The 20,318-nt window shown below is 52.5% G+C and carries 15 protein-coding genes; 5 read left to right on the forward strand and 10 right to left on the reverse strand.

All coding sequences use genetic code 11. The features are described 5' to 3' along the window. Window positions 1-33: 33 nt before the first annotated feature. Window positions 34-906: an esterase/lipase family protein gene (locus tag ABXT62_RS06030; RefSeq protein WP_415357698.1), complete on the reverse strand. Its 873-nt coding sequence runs from the start codon at window positions 904-906 to the stop codon at window positions 34-36. A gap of 225 nt (window positions 907-1,131) precedes the next feature. On the opposite strand from ABXT62_RS06030, the gene ABXT62_RS06035 reads away from it, so the two are divergent. Continuing rightward, window positions 1,132-1,296 carry a carotenoid oxygenase family protein gene (locus ABXT62_RS06035; RefSeq protein ID WP_415358171.1) on the forward strand — a complete coding sequence of 55 codons (165 nt, stop codon included), beginning with the start codon at window positions 1,132-1,134 and terminating at the stop codon, window positions 1,294-1,296. A gap of 125 nt (window positions 1,297-1,421) precedes the next feature. On the opposite strand, the gene ABXT62_RS06040 is transcribed toward ABXT62_RS06035, so the two are convergent. From ABXT62_RS06040 to ABXT62_RS06055, 4 genes are all read right to left on the reverse strand, one after another. Then, window positions 1,422-2,426 (reverse strand): LLM class flavin-dependent oxidoreductase, encoded by a 1,005-nt coding sequence (locus ABXT62_RS06040; RefSeq protein WP_415357699.1) that lies wholly within the window; start codon window positions 2,424-2,426, stop codon window positions 1,422-1,424. 34 nt (window positions 2,427-2,460) lie between these two features. After that, window positions 2,461-2,640 (reverse strand): hypothetical protein, encoded by a 180-nt coding sequence (locus tag ABXT62_RS06045; protein ID WP_415357700.1) that lies wholly within the window; start codon window positions 2,638-2,640, stop codon window positions 2,461-2,463. A gap of 174 nt (window positions 2,641-2,814) precedes the next feature. Continuing rightward, window positions 2,815-5,655, reverse strand: coding sequence for a DUF748 domain-containing protein (locus ABXT62_RS06050; RefSeq protein WP_415357701.1), 2,841 nt, complete (start codon window positions 5,653-5,655; stop codon window positions 2,815-2,817). Between the two features lie 425 nt (window positions 5,656-6,080). Further along, on the reverse strand, window positions 6,081-8,189 hold the full coding sequence (locus tag ABXT62_RS06055; RefSeq protein WP_415357702.1) for a molybdopterin oxidoreductase family protein: 2,109 nt from the start codon (window positions 8,187-8,189) through the stop codon (window positions 6,081-6,083). A gap of 291 nt (window positions 8,190-8,480) precedes the next feature. On the opposite strand from ABXT62_RS06055, the gene ABXT62_RS06060 reads away from it, so the two are divergent. Beyond that, entirely contained in the window at window positions 8,481-11,546 is a 3,066-nt protein-coding gene (locus tag ABXT62_RS06060) for a carboxypeptidase regulatory-like domain-containing protein (RefSeq protein ID WP_415357703.1), read from the forward strand. A gap of 6 nt (window positions 11,547-11,552) precedes the next feature. On the opposite strand, the gene ABXT62_RS06065 is transcribed toward ABXT62_RS06060, so the two are convergent. Continuing rightward, window positions 11,553-12,494, reverse strand: a complete 942-nt coding sequence (locus ABXT62_RS06065; RefSeq protein WP_415357704.1) for an alpha/beta fold hydrolase — start codon at window positions 12,492-12,494, stop codon at window positions 11,553-11,555. A 257-nt stretch (window positions 12,495-12,751) separates the two neighbouring features. On the opposite strand from ABXT62_RS06065, the gene ABXT62_RS06070 reads away from it, so the two are divergent. Both ABXT62_RS06070 and ABXT62_RS06075 read left to right on the forward strand, forming a co-directional pair. Continuing rightward, on the forward strand, window positions 12,752-12,952 hold the full coding sequence (locus ABXT62_RS06070) for a hypothetical protein (protein WP_415357705.1): 201 nt from the start codon (window positions 12,752-12,754) through the stop codon (window positions 12,950-12,952). 122 nt (window positions 12,953-13,074) lie between these two features. Further along, entirely contained in the window at window positions 13,075-14,385 is a 1,311-nt protein-coding gene (locus ABXT62_RS06075; RefSeq protein WP_415357706.1) for an acyltransferase family protein, read from the forward strand. Window positions 14,386-14,525: 140 nt separating this feature from the next. Here the strand turns inward: ABXT62_RS06075 and ABXT62_RS06080 are convergent, their stop codons facing one another. From ABXT62_RS06080 to ABXT62_RS06095, 4 genes are all read right to left on the reverse strand, one after another. Then, window positions 14,526-15,668 carry an amino acid ABC transporter substrate-binding protein gene (locus ABXT62_RS06080; protein ID WP_415357707.1) on the reverse strand — a complete coding sequence of 381 codons (1,143 nt, stop codon included), beginning with the start codon at window positions 15,666-15,668 and terminating at the stop codon, window positions 14,526-14,528. Between the two features lie 11 nt (window positions 15,669-15,679). After that, window positions 15,680-16,435: a VacJ family lipoprotein gene (locus ABXT62_RS06085; protein ID WP_415357708.1), complete on the reverse strand. Its 756-nt coding sequence runs from the start codon at window positions 16,433-16,435 to the stop codon at window positions 15,680-15,682. Then, complete coding sequence (locus tag ABXT62_RS06090) at window positions 16,432-17,739, reverse strand: hypothetical protein (protein WP_415357709.1); 1,308 nt, start codon at window positions 17,737-17,739, stop codon at window positions 16,432-16,434. Before ABXT62_RS06090 ends, ABXT62_RS06085 begins: the two co-directional genes overlap by 4 nt. A 120-nt stretch (window positions 17,740-17,859) precedes the next feature. Next, window positions 17,860-19,329 carry an acyl-CoA carboxylase subunit beta gene (locus ABXT62_RS06095; protein WP_415357710.1) on the reverse strand — a complete coding sequence of 490 codons (1,470 nt, stop codon included), beginning with the start codon at window positions 19,327-19,329 and terminating at the stop codon, window positions 17,860-17,862. A 164-nt stretch (window positions 19,330-19,493) separates the two neighbouring features. On the opposite strand from ABXT62_RS06095, the gene ABXT62_RS06100 reads away from it, so the two are divergent. Continuing rightward, a complete protein-coding gene (locus ABXT62_RS06100; protein WP_415357711.1) occupies window positions 19,494-20,294 on the forward strand; it encodes an enoyl-CoA hydratase/isomerase family protein in 801 nt (266 codons plus the stop codon). Window positions 20,295-20,318: the final 24 nt, after the last annotated feature.

Genomic DNA, 20,318 nt, shown 5'->3' on the forward strand with positions numbered 1-20,318 from the left:
CTTACATCACAGGCTAGGCAATTTTCTCGGTGCTTAGAGGACAACGGGCGGCAACCAGCACAGGAGATAAGGCACCGAAATGGGGTTTCCCGCCAAAGCATCCAATGTCATTTCAATGGGCACAGGATCAGCGATCATTCCAACGTGGCCCACCCAACGGAACGGGCACATTTCTCCTAACTCAATATTGGTGGCACCGGGTCCGAGTTCTGCATTGTCGAACTTTACGATCGGAATGCCGAACGGCCCCTCGTCCCAATACCAAACCAACTCATCATTATTGGTATAGAAAGCGAAGTACTCTACGCTGCCAGGTGTCATATCGCCAGCATTGAGCTCGGTGATAAAATCCGAGTCGATCTGCATTTGTACACAAGGCTCAACCCCCTCACACTCGACACCGAAGGCTCCAAGTACCGGTCCGACAAAAAAGTCTAGTAACGGGATGGAACTCGTACCCTTGTTGGGGCCAGCCAAAGAGATCATTTTATCGACAGTGGCCTGCCCACCGAAATGTTTGAGATAAAATCGAGATGCCAGAGCGCCCTGCGAGTGTCCTACTAGATCAACCTTCGTAGCACCAGACCATTCCAGCACGTCATAAACAAAGGCCGCTAAAGCCAGACCCGAAACAGCAATATTCATAGTGCCGGGAAGCTCTCCGAGTTCCTCTGTACCCTTAAGCTCCAGTATACAATAGGTATAGCCTTGCGCCCGTATGGCGTTGCCTAGGAATAGGTCATTGGCAGCTGTCGAAAGGAATAGGCCACCCACGATAATCACGGGATTGCCGCCATTGGGGCCTGTGACACAGGCTTCGGCAGCGGGTGGGTTGTCCTTGCAGCCGCCAAGAATTGCTATCGATAGCAATAGGCTGACTAACATCTGGCTGCGGGATAATTTCATGAGTAGGGCTCTTTTTATGATTAGAGGATACCGTGTACTCAGCGTAAACTTTCTTATCATTTACATATAGCAAATATAAATGGGATTGTCAACCAGATTGTTTGATCCGTGTTGGCCGGCGGCCCGCGCGCGCAGGAGCACTAGACCGTGGTCGGTTGGTAGTCTCACAATTGGCAGTCCGATAGCCCGCATCTCAGGGGATGCTTTGCACTGGTCTAGACCGAGATTGAAGCCACTGATGTGGAGGTGATCTCGGGCCGTGTGCCCGAGGAGCTGTGCGGTGCTTACAGGCGAAACGGGCCAAACCCCCAGTTACACCAATGTCGTATCGCTCAATTGAAAGGTGATGGAATGATCCATGCGGTCTATTTTGACAATGAGCGCGCATGATAAAAAACCGTTACGTGCGTGCGCGAGCCGCTGAGATTGAACGCGCAGCGCGGCGCGCTGTCTTTGGCGGGATCATGTTGCCGGCTCCGATGACTTTATTACCCGCTACCTGCTCCTGTCGAGATCTAAAAACTGAAGCGTTCTTTGCTGAAGGCCATCACAGTGTTTTCAATCATTTGGGGGTCGGGAATCATTGGAGCCATAACGTGGGTATGAATACCACCTGCGGCGTATTCGCGAATGAGATCCTGGCACTCGGCTTCATTGCCGATGAGAGCAATTTGGTCGACCAGTTCATCGGTCATAGCAGCTGAGGTGCGCTCCCTGTCTCTGGCCTTAAAACCCTCTGCTATTTCTTTGGCGGTGTCCTCATGACCGGCCCAGGCGAGGAATTTGTTATAGACGGGTGTTGCATAGTAGGGCCCGAAAGCCGCGCGGAATGCTGCACGCCCCAGTTCCTTGTCATTCGTAAGACACATCATATGCCGACACACCACCTCAACGGAGGCCGGATCTTTACCCGCACGCTCGGCGCCAATGGCGATGTGTTCCATGATTTTGGGCAGGGCGGAACGGGGAAATAGATTTAAAATCACCCCGTCGGAGATTTCAGCGGCAGTTTCCAGCATGTTGGGCCGTAGGCCTGCCAGATAAATGGGTTGCTTGCTCGTCGGTGCTTGGCGATAGCCTTTGCTGCGCAGTGTCTCGCCTTCGAAATTGGTTTTCTCTCCGGCCATCATGGAGCGTAAGAGGGTCATGGTTTCTTTAATACGGGTCAGCGGTTTTTCCATAGTCAAACCATGCCAATTATTGATGATGGCGTGGCTGGACGTACCAAGACCGGGAATGAAACGCCCAGGGTAGGCCTGGTTGATGACAGCAAATGTGCTGGCCAGAACAGCAGGTGTGCGTGTGAACACCGGTACCACCGCGGTACCAATGCGGGTATTTTCTGTCGCGCCCAGTAGCATGGGTACCAGGGTTAATGCATCCAGTCCGCCTGCATCTGCCAGCCATATATCGTCCCAGCCGAGTTGCTCCAGACGTTTGGCCATAGCGATGGAATCTGCCACGTTTGCAGTGGGCCCGGGTATCGTCATCGCCACTCTATGACGCGGTAAGTTTGCCATTTTTCTCTCCAGTTATTCTTAATATGCTTTTTTATTACGCGAGGTAGCGCTCCAATATCTCACCTCCGGAAAACAGTTTTTCAATATTCCTCGGGTTGCTCTGCAACACATCAGCGGTTGTCTTGCGAACGCTCTGTAAAACGCCCTTTAGCGATAAAGTGTTCAACTGTTGCCTCATCAACATCAACATCAACATCAACATCAACATCAACATCGACTGCGCTAACGATTATAGCGGCAATTTTCTTTTGATGAGCGTGCTTATCTATGTTCGCTGAGTGGGGTCAGCGTACGACCTATGATCAGTTTTTTATGAACGATGGCTCATAAGCTTCCTCCGGCTAAGCATTTTTCCATAGGCAGTCTTCTTGATACGCCGCGCTGCGTGCTAGCTTTCTATGCCGAGCTCCACGCCGCTGAAATCGGTGGTCTTAGGGTCTAGCGAGACTTTTGCGATCACCGCCCGGTTAGCTGCCATGCCAGACTGATTGACCAGATACGTCTTCACGGCTACGGCCCGTTGTTCGGCGAGGCCTATCAACGCTTCGTCAGGCACTGCAACAGCGCCTACTAACTGGCGGTATTGTGCTTCAATATTGGGTTCATTGGGTTCATTGGGTTCATTGGGTTCATTGGAACCACTGATACTGCGAGCATAACGCTTATGCCGTTTACTAATGGCTCTCTGCCATTGTGGCCCCTTGGTTTTGATCTCCTCGGGCGAAACGCCATCCTCTGACAGTTGAACATTCAGGGCGTCTTTTTGCAGGCGTTCGCGGTCTGCTTCAATATTCAGTCGCCCGGTAATTATCAGAGACAGATTCGGTCGCTGCGCTAAAGCGCCGCTTAGCTGAGTCAGTTTTTCACTGCTGGTATCATTAAGAGCGATAGAGCCAGACGCGAAGTCGATGAACTGCAGGTCTTGTTTGCTATCGACGAGCCCAGCAAGCAGGGTAAAGGGGGCCGTAATCGCCTTCGTAAGGATGTTAATAAAAGCTTTAAAGATAACGCCACTGAGTTCGAAGCTCGGACTGTTTACATCGCCTGCGACAGGGACCTGCATGTCAATAACGCCGTTGGCATCTGTCAGTATCGCCAGGGCAAGCTCCAGCGGTAGATTGACCGCTTTGTCGCTGGCGATTTTTTCGCCCAGCTTTAATTTGTCGATGACCACAGAGTTGTTGCCCTTTAGTTGATCGTTTTTGAGGGTATAGTCAAGCTCTAACGCCAATAGCCCACGGTCGATTTTATAACCAGCATAGGTACTAGAGTAAGGCGATAGTCCGGCCATATCGACCCCATCGAATGTCAGTTTCAAATTGAAATCCGGCTGCTCTGAAAACGGGGCCACGCTACCCTTAAGCACTACCGGTGCATATCCTTCTACCGAACCCTGAATGTCTACTGAGGCTGATTTTCCTGGCTCGGAAGTGATGCCGAGTACTTTGCCCTCGATATCTCCTATGACGGTGCGAAAGTAGATGGGGAGCGACCGATCCATATAGTCAATTTCGCTATCGCTGATAGTGATAGACGAAAGACTAATGGACCAAGGCTCTGCCTGCGTCAAGTTTTCTGTGATGTCCTGAGGCTGCTCGCCTGCTTCCTCTTTCCAAATATTGGAGGCGTTGATCGAGCCATCCTTTTGAATATGTAAGCGCCCGGTATAAGTCTCGATGGCTAATTGTTCTAGACTCAGCGTTTGCGCCTCCATGTCTGCGGCCAAGCCCTGAAATCGCACTAGGTCCCAGCCAGTGAGTTCTGTTTCTTCATTTTCTGTGCGCGCGGAGAATTTATTAATAGAGCCGTTAAGAGCAATAGAGACCGGCGTATAGTTTTTTAGAGTGACCTGGCCTTTCATCGCGATGGTTCCGCGGGTGATTCTCGCCTTTAACGCCTGAGGTAGATTCGGATTCAACATGCTCAGTGGCAGCGCATTCAGTGAATAGTCTATCGTGCCATTGCCGTCGGCCATCGCCAGCGTCCCCTGTGCTGTGATCTGTGCCTCTTCTGTCGTTGCGAGGTCTATGGAAATCTGTGAATCACCCGATAGGGGCCAAGTGATAGGTCCGATACTGGCGTTTATTTCCTTAATATCCAGTAACTCTGGCGCTGTGAAAGGAGAACGCCAGTGCAACTCGCTATTGACTAGTTTTGCCTCGGTAAGCGCAATCGTCCAGTCGAGTGCCGTTGTTTCTTCATCAGCACGCTCTGCGCTTTCCGGCAATTCTACGGTAAACATCTGCTTAAGACTGATGCTGGACTCTCTCATCCAGCCGGACACTGCTAACTGGTCGACACTGGCGACGCCAAGCGCGACTGTCTTAGTGGCGCTGTTCACTGCAATGTCTGTGATGTCTAATGCTGCGAGACTGACTGCTGTCTCTGGTAAGTCGGTTAGAGATTGTGGCAGGATATTGATTGACGTGAGGCCGATATGTCCATCGCGGACGTTGTAGACGAGACCATCATTCCAGTTTATCTGATATTTTCCCTCGACAGCGAGTCGTCCATCTTTTAATTCAAATGGTAGCCAAGGTTCAGCAAAGAGCCATAGATTGCGCAGGTATAGTTTGGTGACAGAGAGATGCCCTGTGCTATACCCTTTTGGAATCGATATTTCGCCCTTCCAGGCAAGTTTGCCACCATTCTCGCCTTCTACCGTCACCGTGTAGGGTTTGCCTTCTTGACGCACCGTAGAGACGTCCAACATGTGTATCTGTAAACCACTCCATTGACTGCTGTAGGGCGTTTTTCTGGCGAGATCCTGAATCATCAGGATGTCAGACTGCAGCGTCAGATCGTGCACTGTGATGCGAGGAATACTTGAACTGTCACCGCTTTTTGTTGCTGATTCCTCATTGCTCTTGAGTAAGTCAGAAAAGTTGTATCCATCTTCCGTGATACGTGTCACCTCAAGGTCGAGTCCCTGCAGTTTCAATGCATCGAACACCCAACCTGACTGCCACAAACTTCCCAGTGATAGGTTTATAGAGGCTTTACTAAAAGCGACGAAGAGTTTTCCGGTGGCATCATTCAGGCGTGCATCACTGATGTCTAGGCTCAGCGTGAAAGGATTGAGGAGCACCCAGCCGGTGTCTAGCTCTCGGTCATAAGTGTCATGCATGTATTTGTGTGGAAGCAAGTTGAGTGCGGGCGATATCACCAGCAGAGTAATAATGAGATAACTGAGGTACATAATCGCTGCGACGCGTAAAAAAATGTGCACTGAGAGGGTCTCCTGCCTGTTCATAACCAACCTGAATATAGGGCATCTTCGCATTCGTGCATACTGTTTCACAGGAAAACCGAAATGCACTCTAACATCGCTTGCAGAGCGCTTACGTCGTGATGGGCACGGTGAACGGTGTCTAGATTGAGTATGGATTGGGGTGAAATCTTCGATCGCTAAATGTGCGCTATGGAGCCTGCAGGAGGAGGAGATATAACGCAACTTTGAAAAGCGGGCAGGTCACTATGGACAAATAGCCCTCACTTTCGGCAACATAACAGTGTTTTTGAAATTCAGCGTTTCGTGTCGTTTCGCGTGGTCCGCATCCTTGAACGCCGACATTGAGAGCCCCTCGCACAACAATACGCTGCGCGCATGGATAAACGCCATTAACCTCTTAGACCACCATCAGCACGGCGCTGTCAGGCTCGGCGAACCGTGACAGGTACGCCATTGACGGCGGCGTTACCGGACAGCACATCCAGGTACTGATCATCGGTTACGTCATTGCAGCTCACGCCCGCGTGGGCGATGGCGGTCTTCATGCGAATACCGTGTCGGTCGTGGCCAAAGCCGTGGGGTAGGCTGACCACGCCGGGCATCATGTCTTTCGTCGCCTCTACCGTCACGTCGACTGAGCCTACTCTCGAGGCGAGAGTCACGCGAGTCCCAGGGGCGATACCCTGATTAGCCATATCGTCCGGGTGCATCATTAGCGTGCAGCGGTCACGGCCTTTTACCAGACGGTGGTAGTTGTGCATCCAGGAGTTATTGGAGCGCACGTGTCGACGACCGATCAGTCGCAACTTGCCGGTATCCGGTTGCTGGAACTCGTCGAAAAGTCGGCGTAGGTCAGCTATCGCTTGGGGGGTATCGCAGCGGATTGTTTTTTCTGCTGTTGCCAGGCGTTCGGGCAGTTGTGGTCGCAGTGGGCCCAGGTCTATGCCGGAGGGGTTCTGGCGCAGTTTTTCCAGCGATAGGCCCTCGGAACTGTGTGGCCCTAGTTGCAGGCCCAGATCGATGATCTCATGGGGTGCCATGGCAGGCTGCTCCGGTTTGCCCAGCAATTTGCCCAGTCGGTTACCCAACTGATTAAAAATTTCCCAGTCGTGCAAGCTACCTTCAGGTTTGTCGAACACAGCCTCGTTGTGACGTGTGGTATTGCGCACGGCAAAAAGGTGAAAGCTGATGTCGTAGTGATCGTGTTCCAGTGCGGAGGTGGGGGGCAGAATGATGTCCGCGTGTCGTGTGGTTTCATTGATGTACGGGTCCAGCGATACCATAAATTCCAGCCCTTCCAGGGCGCTGTCCAGTTGCCGTCCATTGGGGGTGGACAGCACCGGGTTACCGGCCCCAGTAAACAGTGCCCGAATCTGCCCCTCGCCCGGGGTGCTGATTTCTTCTGCCAGACAGGCGGAGGGCAGTTCCCGGTCAAACTCGGGCAGGTTGCGCACGCGGCTTTGATGTCGGTCGTGGCCTCCGGGGCTACTGGTCATAACGGTATCCACTGCTGGTGTGGCGAACAGGCTACCGCCAGGTTTGTCCAGGTTGCCAGTGGCGATGTTGATCAGTTGAATCACCCATTGGCACAGTGCGCCATAGGCCTGAGTGGAGACGCCCATGCGGCCGTAGCACACAGCGTTGTCGGCGGCAGCAAATTCCCTGGCGATGCGCCGTATCACGTCTGCCTTGATTCCCGTATGGGCGGCGGCAAGTTCCGGTGTAAACGTCTCGATCGCAGTCGCCACTGCATCCAGCCCGGTGGTGAAAGCGGTCAGCGCGCCGGGCTTGGTGAGGTGTTCGCTGAAGAGGGTATTGAGCAGTGCCAACAGGAATAGGGCGTCGGTACCGGGGCGGATGAACTGATGCTCGCTGGCGATGGTCGCGGTTTCTGTCCTGCGCGGGTCGATGACTACCAGTTTACCGTCGCGCGCGGTTAGCGCCTGCAGGCGCTTCTTTACGCCCGGTACGGTCCAGATACTGCCGTTAGAGGCCAGCGGGTTTGCGCCTAGCATGAGCAAGTAGTCGGTGTTGTCGACGTCAGGTACGGGAATCAGCAACTTGTGCCCGTACAGCCACAATGAGGTGAGGTGGTGGGGCAGTTGGTCCACGCTGGTCGCAGAGAAACGGTTGTTGCTGCGGATATGTTGGAACAGGTTGCTCTGGTGAGTCATCATGCCGTAGTTGTGCACCGAGGGGTTGCCCATGTAGATACCCACAGCGTTTACCCCGCGCTCGGTAATAATCTGCGCTAGCCGGGTAGCGGTGGTATCCAGCGCCTCGTCCCAGCTGATGTCCTCCCAGTGGTCCTCTCCGTCATCACCGCGCACTCTTTTCACCGGAGCGCGCAGTCGGTCCGGGTCTGTGTGCAGATCCTTCAGGGCCACTGCCTTGGGGCAGATGTGGCCTTGGCTTAGCGGGTCGGTCTTGTCGCCCTTGATGGAGACAATATCCGCTCCCTCGGTTTCAATCACGAGCCCACAGATGGCCTCGCACAAATGACAAGCACGATAATGGGTTTTACGGGCCATAAATTCACCTATCTGAATGTCAGTTCATCGTCTTTTAAGTTGCTATAGCCTAGGCAGCAAAACCCAGATGTCCCTAGGGATATTGACACGTTAGCGTGTCAGTGTCGCCTCTCCCTACTTTTACTGCCGCTGAGAGGGTTCGCATTGGAGCAGATAGTGCTCATAGGGATACGCCAATACACCCGCCCACTGGGAATGTATAAATCCTGCTCAAGGCGCACAAAACATTGCGATTCATGCCATTTTTCTGTTATTTTCAAGATTGGCTCCAAAGAATTCGGGATTACTGTGATGTCTTTAAATCGAGTTTCACCTCTATTAAAGATGTGCAGTCTGATATCGCTGCTTGCCATTGTCTCCGCCTGCAGCGATAGCGATAATGATCAGCCCTCCGAAAACGCTGCTCCGATGGCTTCGGCCCGTGTAGCAACCGAGGCAGACTTACTGTCCGGGCCACTCGCGCGCGGTGTCCCGGGTGATTACGTGCTCGAGAACGAGAATTTGCGGGTCATCATTCAGAAAGCAGGCCGGCAGTGGCTTAGCATCGGTACATTTGGCGGCAACATCATTGATGTCAGTCGTAAGGACGCCGCGGGCGCCATGCTGCCCGATCATCTAGAAGAATTTGTGATCGGCCTGAATATCGAGAACACGCCAAACTACACGGATATTCGTGTGCAGAACGATGGCAGCGACGGCGAACCCGCCGTGATCTGCGCTACTGGGCCCGATGATTTGCTGGAACTGGCCAATCCCAGTTCTGCGGTGGCTGGTTTTGGTGTCACGCTGCCAACCGCTGCAGATGACAAAGATTTGCCCGTCGAAATTGAAACGTGCTATAGCCTGGCGGTGGGCGACAGATATGTCGTACTCGACAGCACGTTCAAGAACCTGAGTTCGGATACGTTTGATGTCTTTATGACAGAGTATCTCAACGGTTCTGGCCAGGTCGAATTCTTTCAGGTCAATGCGGGATTCGGTGATCCGACGCTCACCTCGTCTTGCCCAGAACAGACCTACGTTGCCTGCGGGGCTCTGGATGGAGGTCTCTGCGACCAGTGTAATTTTGTTGCCTATGGCGGCGTAGGCGGCGCAGAAGGCGTGTCATATGGCCTCATTCACGGTGAACAGGGTTCGTCTAGTTTTTCACAGGTCGGCGTCAATATTATCGTATACGGCAGTTCGGCAGCGGAACTTCTTGTTGGAATTGAGCCGGCAAATTACACGATCCCCGCAGATGGCGCGTTATTACTGCGGCGATACTTTGCCGTCGGTGATGGCACCATCGCCAGCATTGCAGATATTCGCAATGACATTTTTGGCATAGAGGCGGTTGCCGTCAGCGGCACGGTGAGCAGCGCGGGAGAGCCGCTGCAGAATGCTCAAATAGTGGTGTATCAGGTGCTAGATGCCGAGGCGAATCCACCGGCATTGTTTATTGTTAACCACAGTACGACAGATGCCGCCGGCGATTACAGCCTCAACGTTCCTCCTGGTGATTACCAGATCAGGGCAAACATGGAAGGCTACCGCTTTTCCGATAACGACCCATTGACACTGGTAGTTGAGACAGACGTGGCGGTGACTCGCGATTTTGACATGCCCCCGTCAGGCTTTCTCGACGTCACGGTTATTGACGAGACTGGACCCGGCCCTGCTAAGTTGCAACTGGTTGGGTTTGACCCGAGTCCACCCTTAACGAACGTTGCGGCGACGCTTATTGGGGGCCAAGAGGCCGGCGTGTTTAGTGATTACAAGGCAGACGGCTTGCCTTTTGGTATCGCGCAAGTCGCCTTTATTGATCGTGAGGGGGCCAGTGAGCGGATCACTGTAGAGCCCGGTGATTATCAACTGGTGATATCACGCGGACCTCGTTATTCCGTATACAAAAAAGATATCACCATTACGGCGGGGCAGGTGACGACAGTGCAGGCGGAAATTGTCAGGCTGATTGATGACAACGGTTTTGTACACAGCGATTTTCATGTGCATGCCATCCAGAGCCCTGACTCGAGCGTCACCTTTGCTCAGCGTGTAGCGGTAATGCTGTCAGAGGGGATGGACTTTTTCGTGGGTTCAGATCACGGTGTTCGCTCTGACTATGCGCCGACCTTGCGGGCTATGGGTGTAGAAGACCTGATTGGCGTCGCGGTCAGTAGTGAGACCACCACCTTCGATTATGGGCACTTCAATGCTTGGCAGTTGACCATTGATCCAAACAGCATTAGCGGTGGGTCTTTCGACTGGGCCGGCCCCGCACCTCCAGGACGAGATTTCCCCGCGTACGGATACTACAACCTGTCGCCTGCTGAAATCATTGCGGGACTACATGACGACCCCAAGGATAATGTTGTGGTGCAGATTAACCATATTGGGAGTTATTTTGGCGCCGGTGGTTTGGCGATTGATACGGGCATGACACCCCCACGATCGACTGCAAATTTAGTGGCCAAACGGCTAGATCCATCGATAGTTAACGCTTTTGACGATGGGTTTGATGCGCTGGAAGTATGGATTGGCGCCAATGGCCGGAGTGCGATAGACAGCGAGTTTGTGGGCCAAAACATGGGAGACTGGTTCAACCTCATGAATCAGGGTATTGTGAAAATTGGTGTCGCCAATTCTGATACTCACAATTTCAGATTTACCCATACGTCAGCACGTACATTGATCGCCAATGCGACCACCAATCCACCGGACGTTGCGGCAGACGCCGAAGCCCTCGCTGCAAATCTGTTGGCTGGTAAAGTGTTGGGTACAAACGGACCGCACCTTTTAGTGCAGGCGGACGGAGAGTTCAGCGGCACTAGCCAGCACGCGGGTCTGCGTCTCGAAGATAGCGTCACCATGTCGGCTGATTCCGGCAGTGATGTTGTGTTAACCGCTTCTGTTATTACACCGGAGTGGGCACCGGTGGATACGATAAAGTTCTATATCAACAATCAGCCTGAGCTCCTCACTGCTAGCGATGAGGCCGCTCGCTACGGGGTCTGTGCCAATGCACAGATCAGTGCCGGTGATGAAGATTGGGAGGAAATTGAGGTCGTGATCAACGCCGCAGTCCAAGGTGGATCGCGCATCGACATCACCGCGACCTTAACGCTTGAGGGAATTGACGACGACACCTGGGTTGTGGTGACGGCGAGCGGTACCGATGGGGTCTCCCCTCCGCTGTTTCCAGTTCACCCTGCCAGTCTGAACAGGGATAGCAACAGCACACTGGAGGACCTGACAGACGGCAATCTTGGAGAATCGGGTGTTCCTGCATTCGCCTTTACCAACCCCCTGTTTATTGATGTAGATGGTGATGGCTGGACGGCGCCGGGTGTGGCCAATGCGAGTTGCGAGCCGATTTGAGACACCTTACATCGTCAAAATAGCCCTCAGTACACTCACAAAAGCAATGGGTTGATCAAGCATCAGGTGATGCCTAGCGTCGGGAATGCCGATCATCGGTATATGCCCACCACCACACTCCCTTACATAGTCGGCAGAATCGGCATCGAATAAATCGCTCTGCTCGCCATAAACGATCACTATAGGGCCAGGCGCATTAGCCGTGCGTTTGCCTTGCATCAATAAGCGCTCATGCAAATCTGTACTGCGGTCAAATACACTGGGATGAAACTTCCAGGACCAACCGCCTTCTACTGCTTTCAGAGAATGAAAGGCCATGTAGTCAAACAAATACGCTTCGTTCACTTTCTGGGGTGGTGACAAGACAAAGCGGGCTTTAGCGGTTTTATAGTTTGGGTAAACGCGATTGGGTCGATATGGATCCTGTGATCCCGGCGGTCGACTTTCCTTTGCATGCGCTTTGAGCCGATCTGGACGCAGGGTCATTAAATCGCAGATAACCAGGCGGGAAAATTGCTCGTGGCAATGCTCCATCGCGGTCAACCCGACGCTGCCACCATACGAATGCGCGACGATGGTTGGCTTGCGACCGTTATCCAGCAATCCGGTTTTGCTAGCAACATCTATTAGCTCTTGCAACCGAACCTCATCAGGATATTCCTCACGAGCGCCCGAATCTCCCATGCCGGAAAAGTCATAGGCGACTACGTAATAATCGTTGGCTAGAAGAGGCGCAATAAATGCAAAACATCGCGCGTGTGCGAGAAACCCATGAAGGAGCAAGACACCCGGATTGGCAGGATTTCCCCAGCTAAAGTAATGTATCGGGCAACCTGCAGAATCCAGCCAACCCTCTTTGCGCGGGGCGGCGAGTGCGTCTTCAAACCATGACGGGGTTTTCGATGAATCGACAGGGATTTCGACCGACAAGTCGGGAGATGATGTCACACCAGTATCCATAAACAGGGACTCAGAAAAATGAACGCAAGAGTTTACAGCAAAAGCTGTCCAGTATGATCGCTATGAGTAGACCGATGGCGTGGGACTGCTACTTTTGAGCTTGGTACATTCAGAATTCTGTAGCTAACTAAAGAGTTCGCTGGGGTAATGAAAGGTGAGCTTATTTTAGCTCTAGAGTCGCAAATTTAGATTCGAATGATTAGACAAAGCGTCTTTGAGCGCAGTATAACCAACCTTCAGCGAGTTTGCCCGTATTCTTAGCCCTTTGCCTGCTATCCATGCAAATGGATATCGATGTTTTATCGGCCGCAACAATGTGGTTCGCCCTGCGAGTGGTTTACTTGCCTCTCTACAAGGTTGGCGTAGCCTACTTGCCCTCAGGTGTTTGGATCGGATCTGGTGTTTGCATGGTCTCAATGGCGATTCAAGTCGCTGAAACAGGCTAGCAAGCTGGCGTCTATGACTGCTAGAATGCCCCACGGGAGCTGCAAGTAGGCATGTGATATGATAATAACTAGAATAATTAAGGTTCTATTTCAGTTTTTCAATATCGCTGGTGCTTTGATTTTTGACTCCTGAAACTGATGACACGAGTTATCGGAAGCTCGGTCATGAGCCAGCACTGGATGGCATTCGTGGACTAGCAGTTCTCCTCATTGTCTTGTGGCATTACCCGGATGAAATTCTCGAGCGGCCTTTCGATTGGCTGAAATCCGGTCACCTTGGAGTGGATCTCTTTTTTGTGCTGAGTGGATTCCTCATTACCGCGCTGATGCTCAACGAATATAACCGCGACGGAAAAATCAGTTTACGGGGTTTCTATCGGCGTCGTGTGCTTCGCCTCGTTCCGGCCCTAGTGCTCTTTCTGGTCGCGCATTTCGTGTGGGCACTTGTGACGGATATTCCCGCCGGCTTTTCAAGTCCGGGGACCGAGTTGAGAAGTGAGATAGTGAGTGTTGTTAGTGCACTGTTCTTCTCGATCAACTTGATAGGGTACTTCGACTACTCAGCTACACGTGGAATAGGGCACCTCTGGTCCTTAGCAGTTGAGGAGCAGTTTTATCTCATCTGGCCTTTTCTAACAGTGGCACTATTAAGTCGCGCCACCTTCCCCTTCCGATGCGTAATCGTGATCGCATCTTTGCTAATCGCCTTTGTGGGACATAACTACGTCTGGGACGGGTTCGGTGTATTTCCGCGCTGGGGGTTAACCGTCGCTGTCGGATTTATGGTGCTTGCTCTGCTGCAAGCAAGTGAACGACAGAAGTGGGAGGTACGAGCGCTTGCTGTTCTGGCTGCACTAGTAGTCGCAGTGCTTATGTACCGAATGGGTTCTTTTGTTCAAGGGTCCTTCGGTTCGGCTGCAGCACTCTACGGCAGCTTAGGATCTCGTGCTGATTCTTTGATTGTAGGGGCTGCTCTTGCCTACCTCTGGATTGGGGGACGCATTCCTTATCGGTGCCCGACGGCAGTGTCTCTTGTCGCTTGGGCAGTTTTCGGCGTGTTTGTCGTGTTCTTCACATTAGGTGAGCCGTTCTTCTTCGAATGGGGTTGGACTGCCACAGCCATCTGTGGCGCGCTCATCCTGTGGGGCGCACTGGGGTCACAACATACAGTCTATGGTCGCGTTCTGACATGGCCATGGCTCCGAGCCATAGGAAAGGTGTCCTACGGGCTGTACCTTTGGCATCACCTTGTATTCACCGCCGTGCGCTATTGGTATGGGGACGAATCTATTTTACTTAAGACTATTTTGGCCGTCGGAATCACTGCAGGCATTACTACTGCATCATGGTTTCTTGTAGAGCGCCCAATGCTTGCCTATAAATCAGCGCGCGGCGCAGGGAACGGTGCTGACAAGATGCTGTTGAAAAGTTAGTACAGTATCCGCTATGGGGTTGGAATTTTAAAAAAAACAGCCGAGGTTCTCATTTCCTCGTTGCCAAACACACGCGGAAAATGTGTTTGAGCTGGAGTACCCGCCAGCCACTATCACAAGTGGGCGAGAATATCGGCTATCTACTGCAACGGGTAGATAAGGTCTGCGTCTGCGGCAGCCTCAGGAGCGATCAAGCGACGTCGGTCGTCCTGCCACTGCAATACATAATTGGTCCTACCGATCTGGCGACCGGTATCGTCTACATCATAGGGCCCAATTAACGCACGGAAGTACATGGTGTTGAGTTGCTCGCGCACGGCATCGTGGTCAATGGTGTTCGCCAGGCGCACGGCTGCTTCAAGTATTTCGCCTGCGCTATAACCGATAACCGCATAAACGCCAGGATTGTAGCCATAGCGCCTGCTAAAACGGTATGCAAAGTCCTGAGCACCCGGCTTCTTGGAGCTGCGCAGCCATTGGACGACACCGACAACACCCTCTGCGTCCGGGCCTAACTCATCTTTAAATTCGCGCATGCCTGGCCCCGCTGTAAAGCCTAGCATTTTTGGCTTTACACCCTCAGTCTTTAGCGCGCGCACTACTTCTATAGAGTCCTCGAAATAAGAAACACCGATGATCACGTCAGGGTTTGCTGCGCCTAAGCGTTTTGCCAGACCACTAAAATCTCGCTGTTCAGGGGCATAGCCCTCGTCCAGTACAATAGTTATGGCTGCATTATTGCGAACACTCGCAGCGACTTCTTCGCCAAATTCGGTGCGCGCGTAGATCAGTGCAATACTCTGTGCGCCGGCGTCGACGGCGACTTGCAGCCCTTGCATATAATCATCAGCGGGAGTGTCGGCGCCGAAAATATTTTTTAGCCCTCGATTCCATATTTTTTCGGATGAAGCCGCAGCGGAAATCATCGGCGTATTAAATTCTTCCGCAACGAGACTTGCCTCAAGCGTTAGCGATGAAGAGTAGGGGCCCACCAAAAAATCCACATTATCCTGCTCTAGTAGCTTAGTAAACCCCGCGACAGTGCCGGCATCTGTGGAGGCATCGTCGTAGTAGACTATTTCAACGGGCCGACCGAGTAACGCTCCCCGTGCGTTCACATCCGTCGCCCACATCTGCAAACCGCGCAACTGTTCTATGCCGAACCCACTATAGTGACCGGTCAGTGACTGGGTGGTGCCTATTCTAATAGGGTCGGCAGATTTTGCCGCGCCAGACATTGTCAGGGCGCAGAGAAAAAAGATCGAGAGTAGATGCCGAGTCACGTTGGTCCCCATTATTCGTTTACGTCCAGCTTGCGCTTAGTGGAGCTTAGCCAGCGCACCATTTCATACTCAAATGCAGATCCGTTTTGATAATAACGGAACGGGTTGTTGGCCCGCGCATTAATCGGGTAGACAATGAACGCGCCTAGCGTCACCTCGGAACTAAAGATCGCATCAGAGGCCGCACCTGCGACATAGAAGTCAGGTAGCAATCCAGCACTGTCGCGCAGATTCGAAGGGCCTAAAAACGGCAGCACTAAATAGGGGCCCTGACTTACTCCCCAGTGTCCCAGTGTTTGGCCAAAATCTTCGACCGGGCGAGGAATCTTCATTTTTGTGGCTACGTCTACTAGTCCGAATATGCCAACCGTAGTGTTGACCAATACGCGCCCGGTATTCTGAAAAAACTTCGTAGGCGCCAACTGCAGTAGTGAATTAAACATTGAGGTTACGTCTACTAAATTTCTAAAGAAATTAGAGACGCCTGTTCGAGCAAAGGACGGGAGAACCGTCTCGTAGCCTCGAACGATAGGGAGATAGACAGCATTGTCGAACTCGTAATTAAAATTGTATATATGCTTATTCATGTTTTCCCAAGGGTCATAAACTGCTGTCAGATCCACATGGTCCGGCGGCAGTATCGCCTCGGCGGTGAATACGGGTTCGGGGTAATCTGCAGCCTGCGGTTGTATTTGGGGGCTGCTGCTGCAGGCGCCAATAGAGGTAAGGAGAACTAGCAAGGACAGACGCAGCAGGAGATGTGTCATTGCTGTGTCTCCTCGCTACTAAACGTCGCGACCATATGGGCAACATTTTCGCTATAATTGATGTTGCCGATGTGGCCTCCGTAGGGGTATATCGTCGCTCTGTCCCCAAAGACTTCGCTGAAGAAATTAATTTCTCCGGGCTCCAAAATGATGTCGTCGGCATTGTGCATCACCGTAATTTTCTTTGTGTTACGCAAGTAATCTTCTATGGTCCTCAAGCTGATAGTGGCGATGAACTCGTCCTGGGTTACATTTGGATAGTCCGCTTTATAAAAGGGATAGAAAAACTCGAAGTAGTAATCGGTAAAACCTAATCGCACGGCAACATCATCGTAGATTTGGAGGTTGCTGTAACGATCCAGTGGCAACCCTTTGGGCTTGATATAACCGTAATCTGCCATGACATCAGCTGTAAACGCCAGCGTCGAAGAGGATAGGCGGAAGGACGTACCAATAAGCGCGGCCAGCTGTTCGTCTTTCAAGTCCAGTTTTTTATAGACTTGGTAAAGAAAGTTGTCACCGCCACTGCCAACCGGTGTTGTATAAGTTGTCGCATAGGCATGCATGAGTCTGTTTGCAAATCGGTCAAAATTGTCGACCCCGCCCGGTATGTCTTGCGTCATGCGATCCAGAAGTGAGATGGAGTTGTATAGAGATACCGGTGGGTTAATTAGCAGCACGCGCTCAAAATTGAAGGCCTTTCGTTCCTCGTCAAGCTTTGATACGTAGGCGGCATTGAAGCCACCAAGGCTAGGGCCTATCACATTAAAAGAGGTCACTTGAATGTCTTGCTTGATGTCGGCCCAAATCATTTCAAACACGCGATAAATGTCTTCAGCGTCCCTTTCCGCATGGCCAACGACTCCCGTTTTAGAGGCTGCGATGACAAAATTATTGTAGGTGGGAGAAGAAGTAGAGACGACGTGAAAACCGGCTTGATAAAAGGCTTTGGCCATGTTCTTGTTCGTCGCGCCATTGTGTGAACCGCCTGTTCCGGCGATGATGAAGATTAAGGGAGCATCACTATCTTGCAATGCGACTGAATAGAGCAATTTACTGCCGTAAAAAAACACGTCCGGCGTAACCCGCTCAGGAAATATCGTAATACTCTTTCCTGTGAAGGGGATGCTTTTTGGCAATTGGGCTTGGAATTCTACAGGGGTGCCGACGACGGTGGCGGCGAAACGGTCAGTAATGGGGTATCCGTAGTTCTCTACGGTGACGACTGAGGCGCAAGTTAATGAAGCAAATAGAATTGAGCACAAGCCGAAAAGTCGCGCCTGTGTGGATTTTTTAATGATCACATGAATTCCGGTTTGTTCGCCTATTAGTGTATAGATGGTGGCACGAATAGCCTGTCCTGTCACTAGCTCCGTTAAAAAAAGGTGCCCGGCAAGCGCGTCAGAATGAGGCTCGCAGGTGGGCTAGAGATGCAGTACTTCGATCAGCTCGTTGCGGAGATCGCAGGGGGCTATCACTTTGTCGAAAGCCATCGCGTCAGCGGGTACCCAGGCACCTGACTGTAGGTCCCTCAGGTTCTGGGCCTCCTCTTCACTAGCGCGAGCAGCTTCGGCGCCGCCTATGGCGGGTATTCCACCCAGATTGACGCAGGGCAGGGCCAGACTAATGATCTGGTTGTCCCAAGGATTCATGCCCATCACGGAACTGCCAAACCCGAACGCTTTACGCAGGGTTACCACAATTTTTTTCCCTCGATAGCGACGCTGCGCTTGAAACATGTGGCCGGCGGCTTTTAGCACGCCTGATTTTTCTGCTGCGGGCCCGGGCATGACGCCGGGGTTGTCCAGCAGATTGATCAGCGGGAGGCCGAAGTTGTCTGCTACCTCGATAAAGTGGCTGGCCTTTTCTGCACACTGCCGTGTGATAGCGCCGGCCTGAACGCAAGGCTGGTTGGCAATCAGCATGCAGGGGATACCACCGACCCGAGCCATGGCAGTAATGATACTGCGGCCGTAATCAGGTTGTAGTTCGAACAGGCTCTGGCTGTCGACCAATTCGTGTAACACCTGATGCATATCGTAAGTCTGGTTCACCTGTGGTGGGATGATGTCCATTAAGGCTTCAACTTGGCGTTTCGCGGCCATGGGGTGGTCCCGGCATTCAGGAAGAGGATCGCCCGCTCGCGGCGGGAGTAGGCATAAAAAGTAGCGCGCCATGGCGAAACAATCCTGCTCAGTTTTGCCTAGGTTATGTGCCACGCCGCTAGCGTGCGTGTGCAGGGTGGCGCCGCCAATCTCCTCCGGTGTCGCTTCAATTCCGAGGGCGGCTTTCACCAGAGGCGGGCCAGCAGAAAATAAGGCAGAGCCTTCCGCCATGATAATCAGATCGGCGAACATTCCTGTCAGTGCGCCGTGACCCGCAGAGGTGCCAAGTACCAGTGTCACCACCGGCACCAGCCCCTTCAGGTCGGCAACCAGTTGCAGATCGTTGGGGCTGTTAGGGTAGCGCTCCCCCTGGTTTCCTGCGCGTTCCCCGGCACCATCCAGCATCAGCACGAGAGGTAGTCGCTGTTCCAGTGCCAGTCGCACCAGTCGGGTACGCTTGGCGCCATTGGGATGTCCGATAGAGCCACCTTTGACCGTAAAGTCCTCGGCGATGACCACGAAGCTGCGGCCATCGATGCGTGCTGTACCCCCTACGAGGCCATCTCCAGCGAGTGTTTCCTGCCCGCCCGGGTGATTGCCGCCGGCGAGTGCGCCATACTCATTGAAGCTGGCAGTATCGCAAAGGCCTATGATGCGCTCTCGTACAGTGAGCCGACCTTTTTCGTGTTGTTTTTTAATTTTGTCGGCTCCGCCCATTGATTCTGCGAGGGTGGTGCGTTGTTGTAACTGATCCAGGAGTGTTTGCCATCCCTCGCGATAGGTATTCAAGAGACTGTTCCTCGGGTAGATTTTGTGGACATCAGGCCGAACATACGGGATGATTTTTTCTAACACAACCAACAGATGCGATTCTTTGGGCGTGATGCGGTGCTTGCAAGCATGATTTTAACGGTTTACTCGTTTGATATATTAAGGTGGGAAGGAGGTTTTCATTGGCTACAGAGCAGGTGTTATTGGTTGAGGCGCGCGGGTCAGTGGAGTGGGTTACGCTTAACAGGCCGGAGTCAGGTAACGCACTGAATACTAAGATGGTCGACGCACTAATCGCCTACTTCGAGGGCCTGCGTGAACGAGAGGATGTCCGCATCGGCGTGCTGAAGGCAAATGGCCGACACTTTTGTGTGGGGCTTGATCTTGCCGCGGGCGCATTTGATTCCCAGCAGCGCAATCCACGCAACGTCTGGTCGGTGCAACGTCGTATTGCCCGTATCTACCTAGCGATGCGTAAATGCCCCCAACCTATTATTTGTCTGGTTCAAGGCGCGGCCTGCGGTGGCGGCTTCAGTCTTGCCTTGGCTTCTGACATTCGTATTGCCGGAGAAAGTGCTAAAATGAACGCGGCTTATATCAAAATCGGATTGACCGGTTGCGACATGGGCAGTAGTTATTTCCTGCCCAGACTCGTGGGTACATCGGTGTCGTCGGAGCTGTTGATGACCGGGCGCTTTATTCATGCGACGAGGGCGCTCGCAGTAAGCCTTGTGTCTGAAGTCGTTCCCGATGATGCGCTAGAGAGTGCGGCTCAGGGTTTTATTGATGACATGTTACTGACATCGCCCATGGGATTGCGCCTTACTAAGGACGCACTGAACTTCAGTGTGGATGCGTCGAGCCTGGAGGCGGCGATGGCAGTTGAAGATCGACACCAGTCTCTGCTGGCGCTCACAGACGATGCGGTGGAGGCAGGTTTGTCTTTCTTTGAAAAACGGAAACCCCAGTATCAGGATCAATAGTGTGGAGGATCAGTCCGAGTTTTA

The sequence above is a fragment of the Halioglobus sp. Uisw_031 genome (genome assembly GCF_047729875.1).
Classification (GTDB): Bacteria; Pseudomonadota; Gammaproteobacteria; order Pseudomonadales; family Halieaceae; genus Marimicrobium.

Coding starts and splice junctions, on each gene's coding strand:
- ABXT62_RS06030 (WP_415357698.1), bottom strand. CDS start 906: ATGAAATTATCCCGCAGCCAGATGTTAGTCAGCCTATTGCTATCGATA.
- ABXT62_RS06040 (WP_415357699.1), bottom strand. CDS start 2,426: ATGGCAAACTTACCGCGTCATAGAGTGGCGATGACGATACCCGGGCCC.
- ABXT62_RS06045 (WP_415357700.1), bottom strand. CDS start 2,640: ATGTTGATGTTGATGTTGATGTTGATGTTGATGTTGATGAGGCAACAG.
- ABXT62_RS06055 (WP_415357702.1), bottom strand. CDS start 8,189: ATGGCCCGTAAAACCCATTATCGTGCTTGTCATTTGTGCGAGGCCATC.
- ABXT62_RS06060 (WP_415357703.1), top strand. CDS start 8,481: ATGTCTTTAAATCGAGTTTCACCTCTATTAAAGATGTGCAGTCTGATA.
- ABXT62_RS06085 (WP_415357708.1), bottom strand. CDS start 16,435: ATGACACATCTCCTGCTGCGTCTGTCCTTGCTAGTTCTCCTTACCTCT.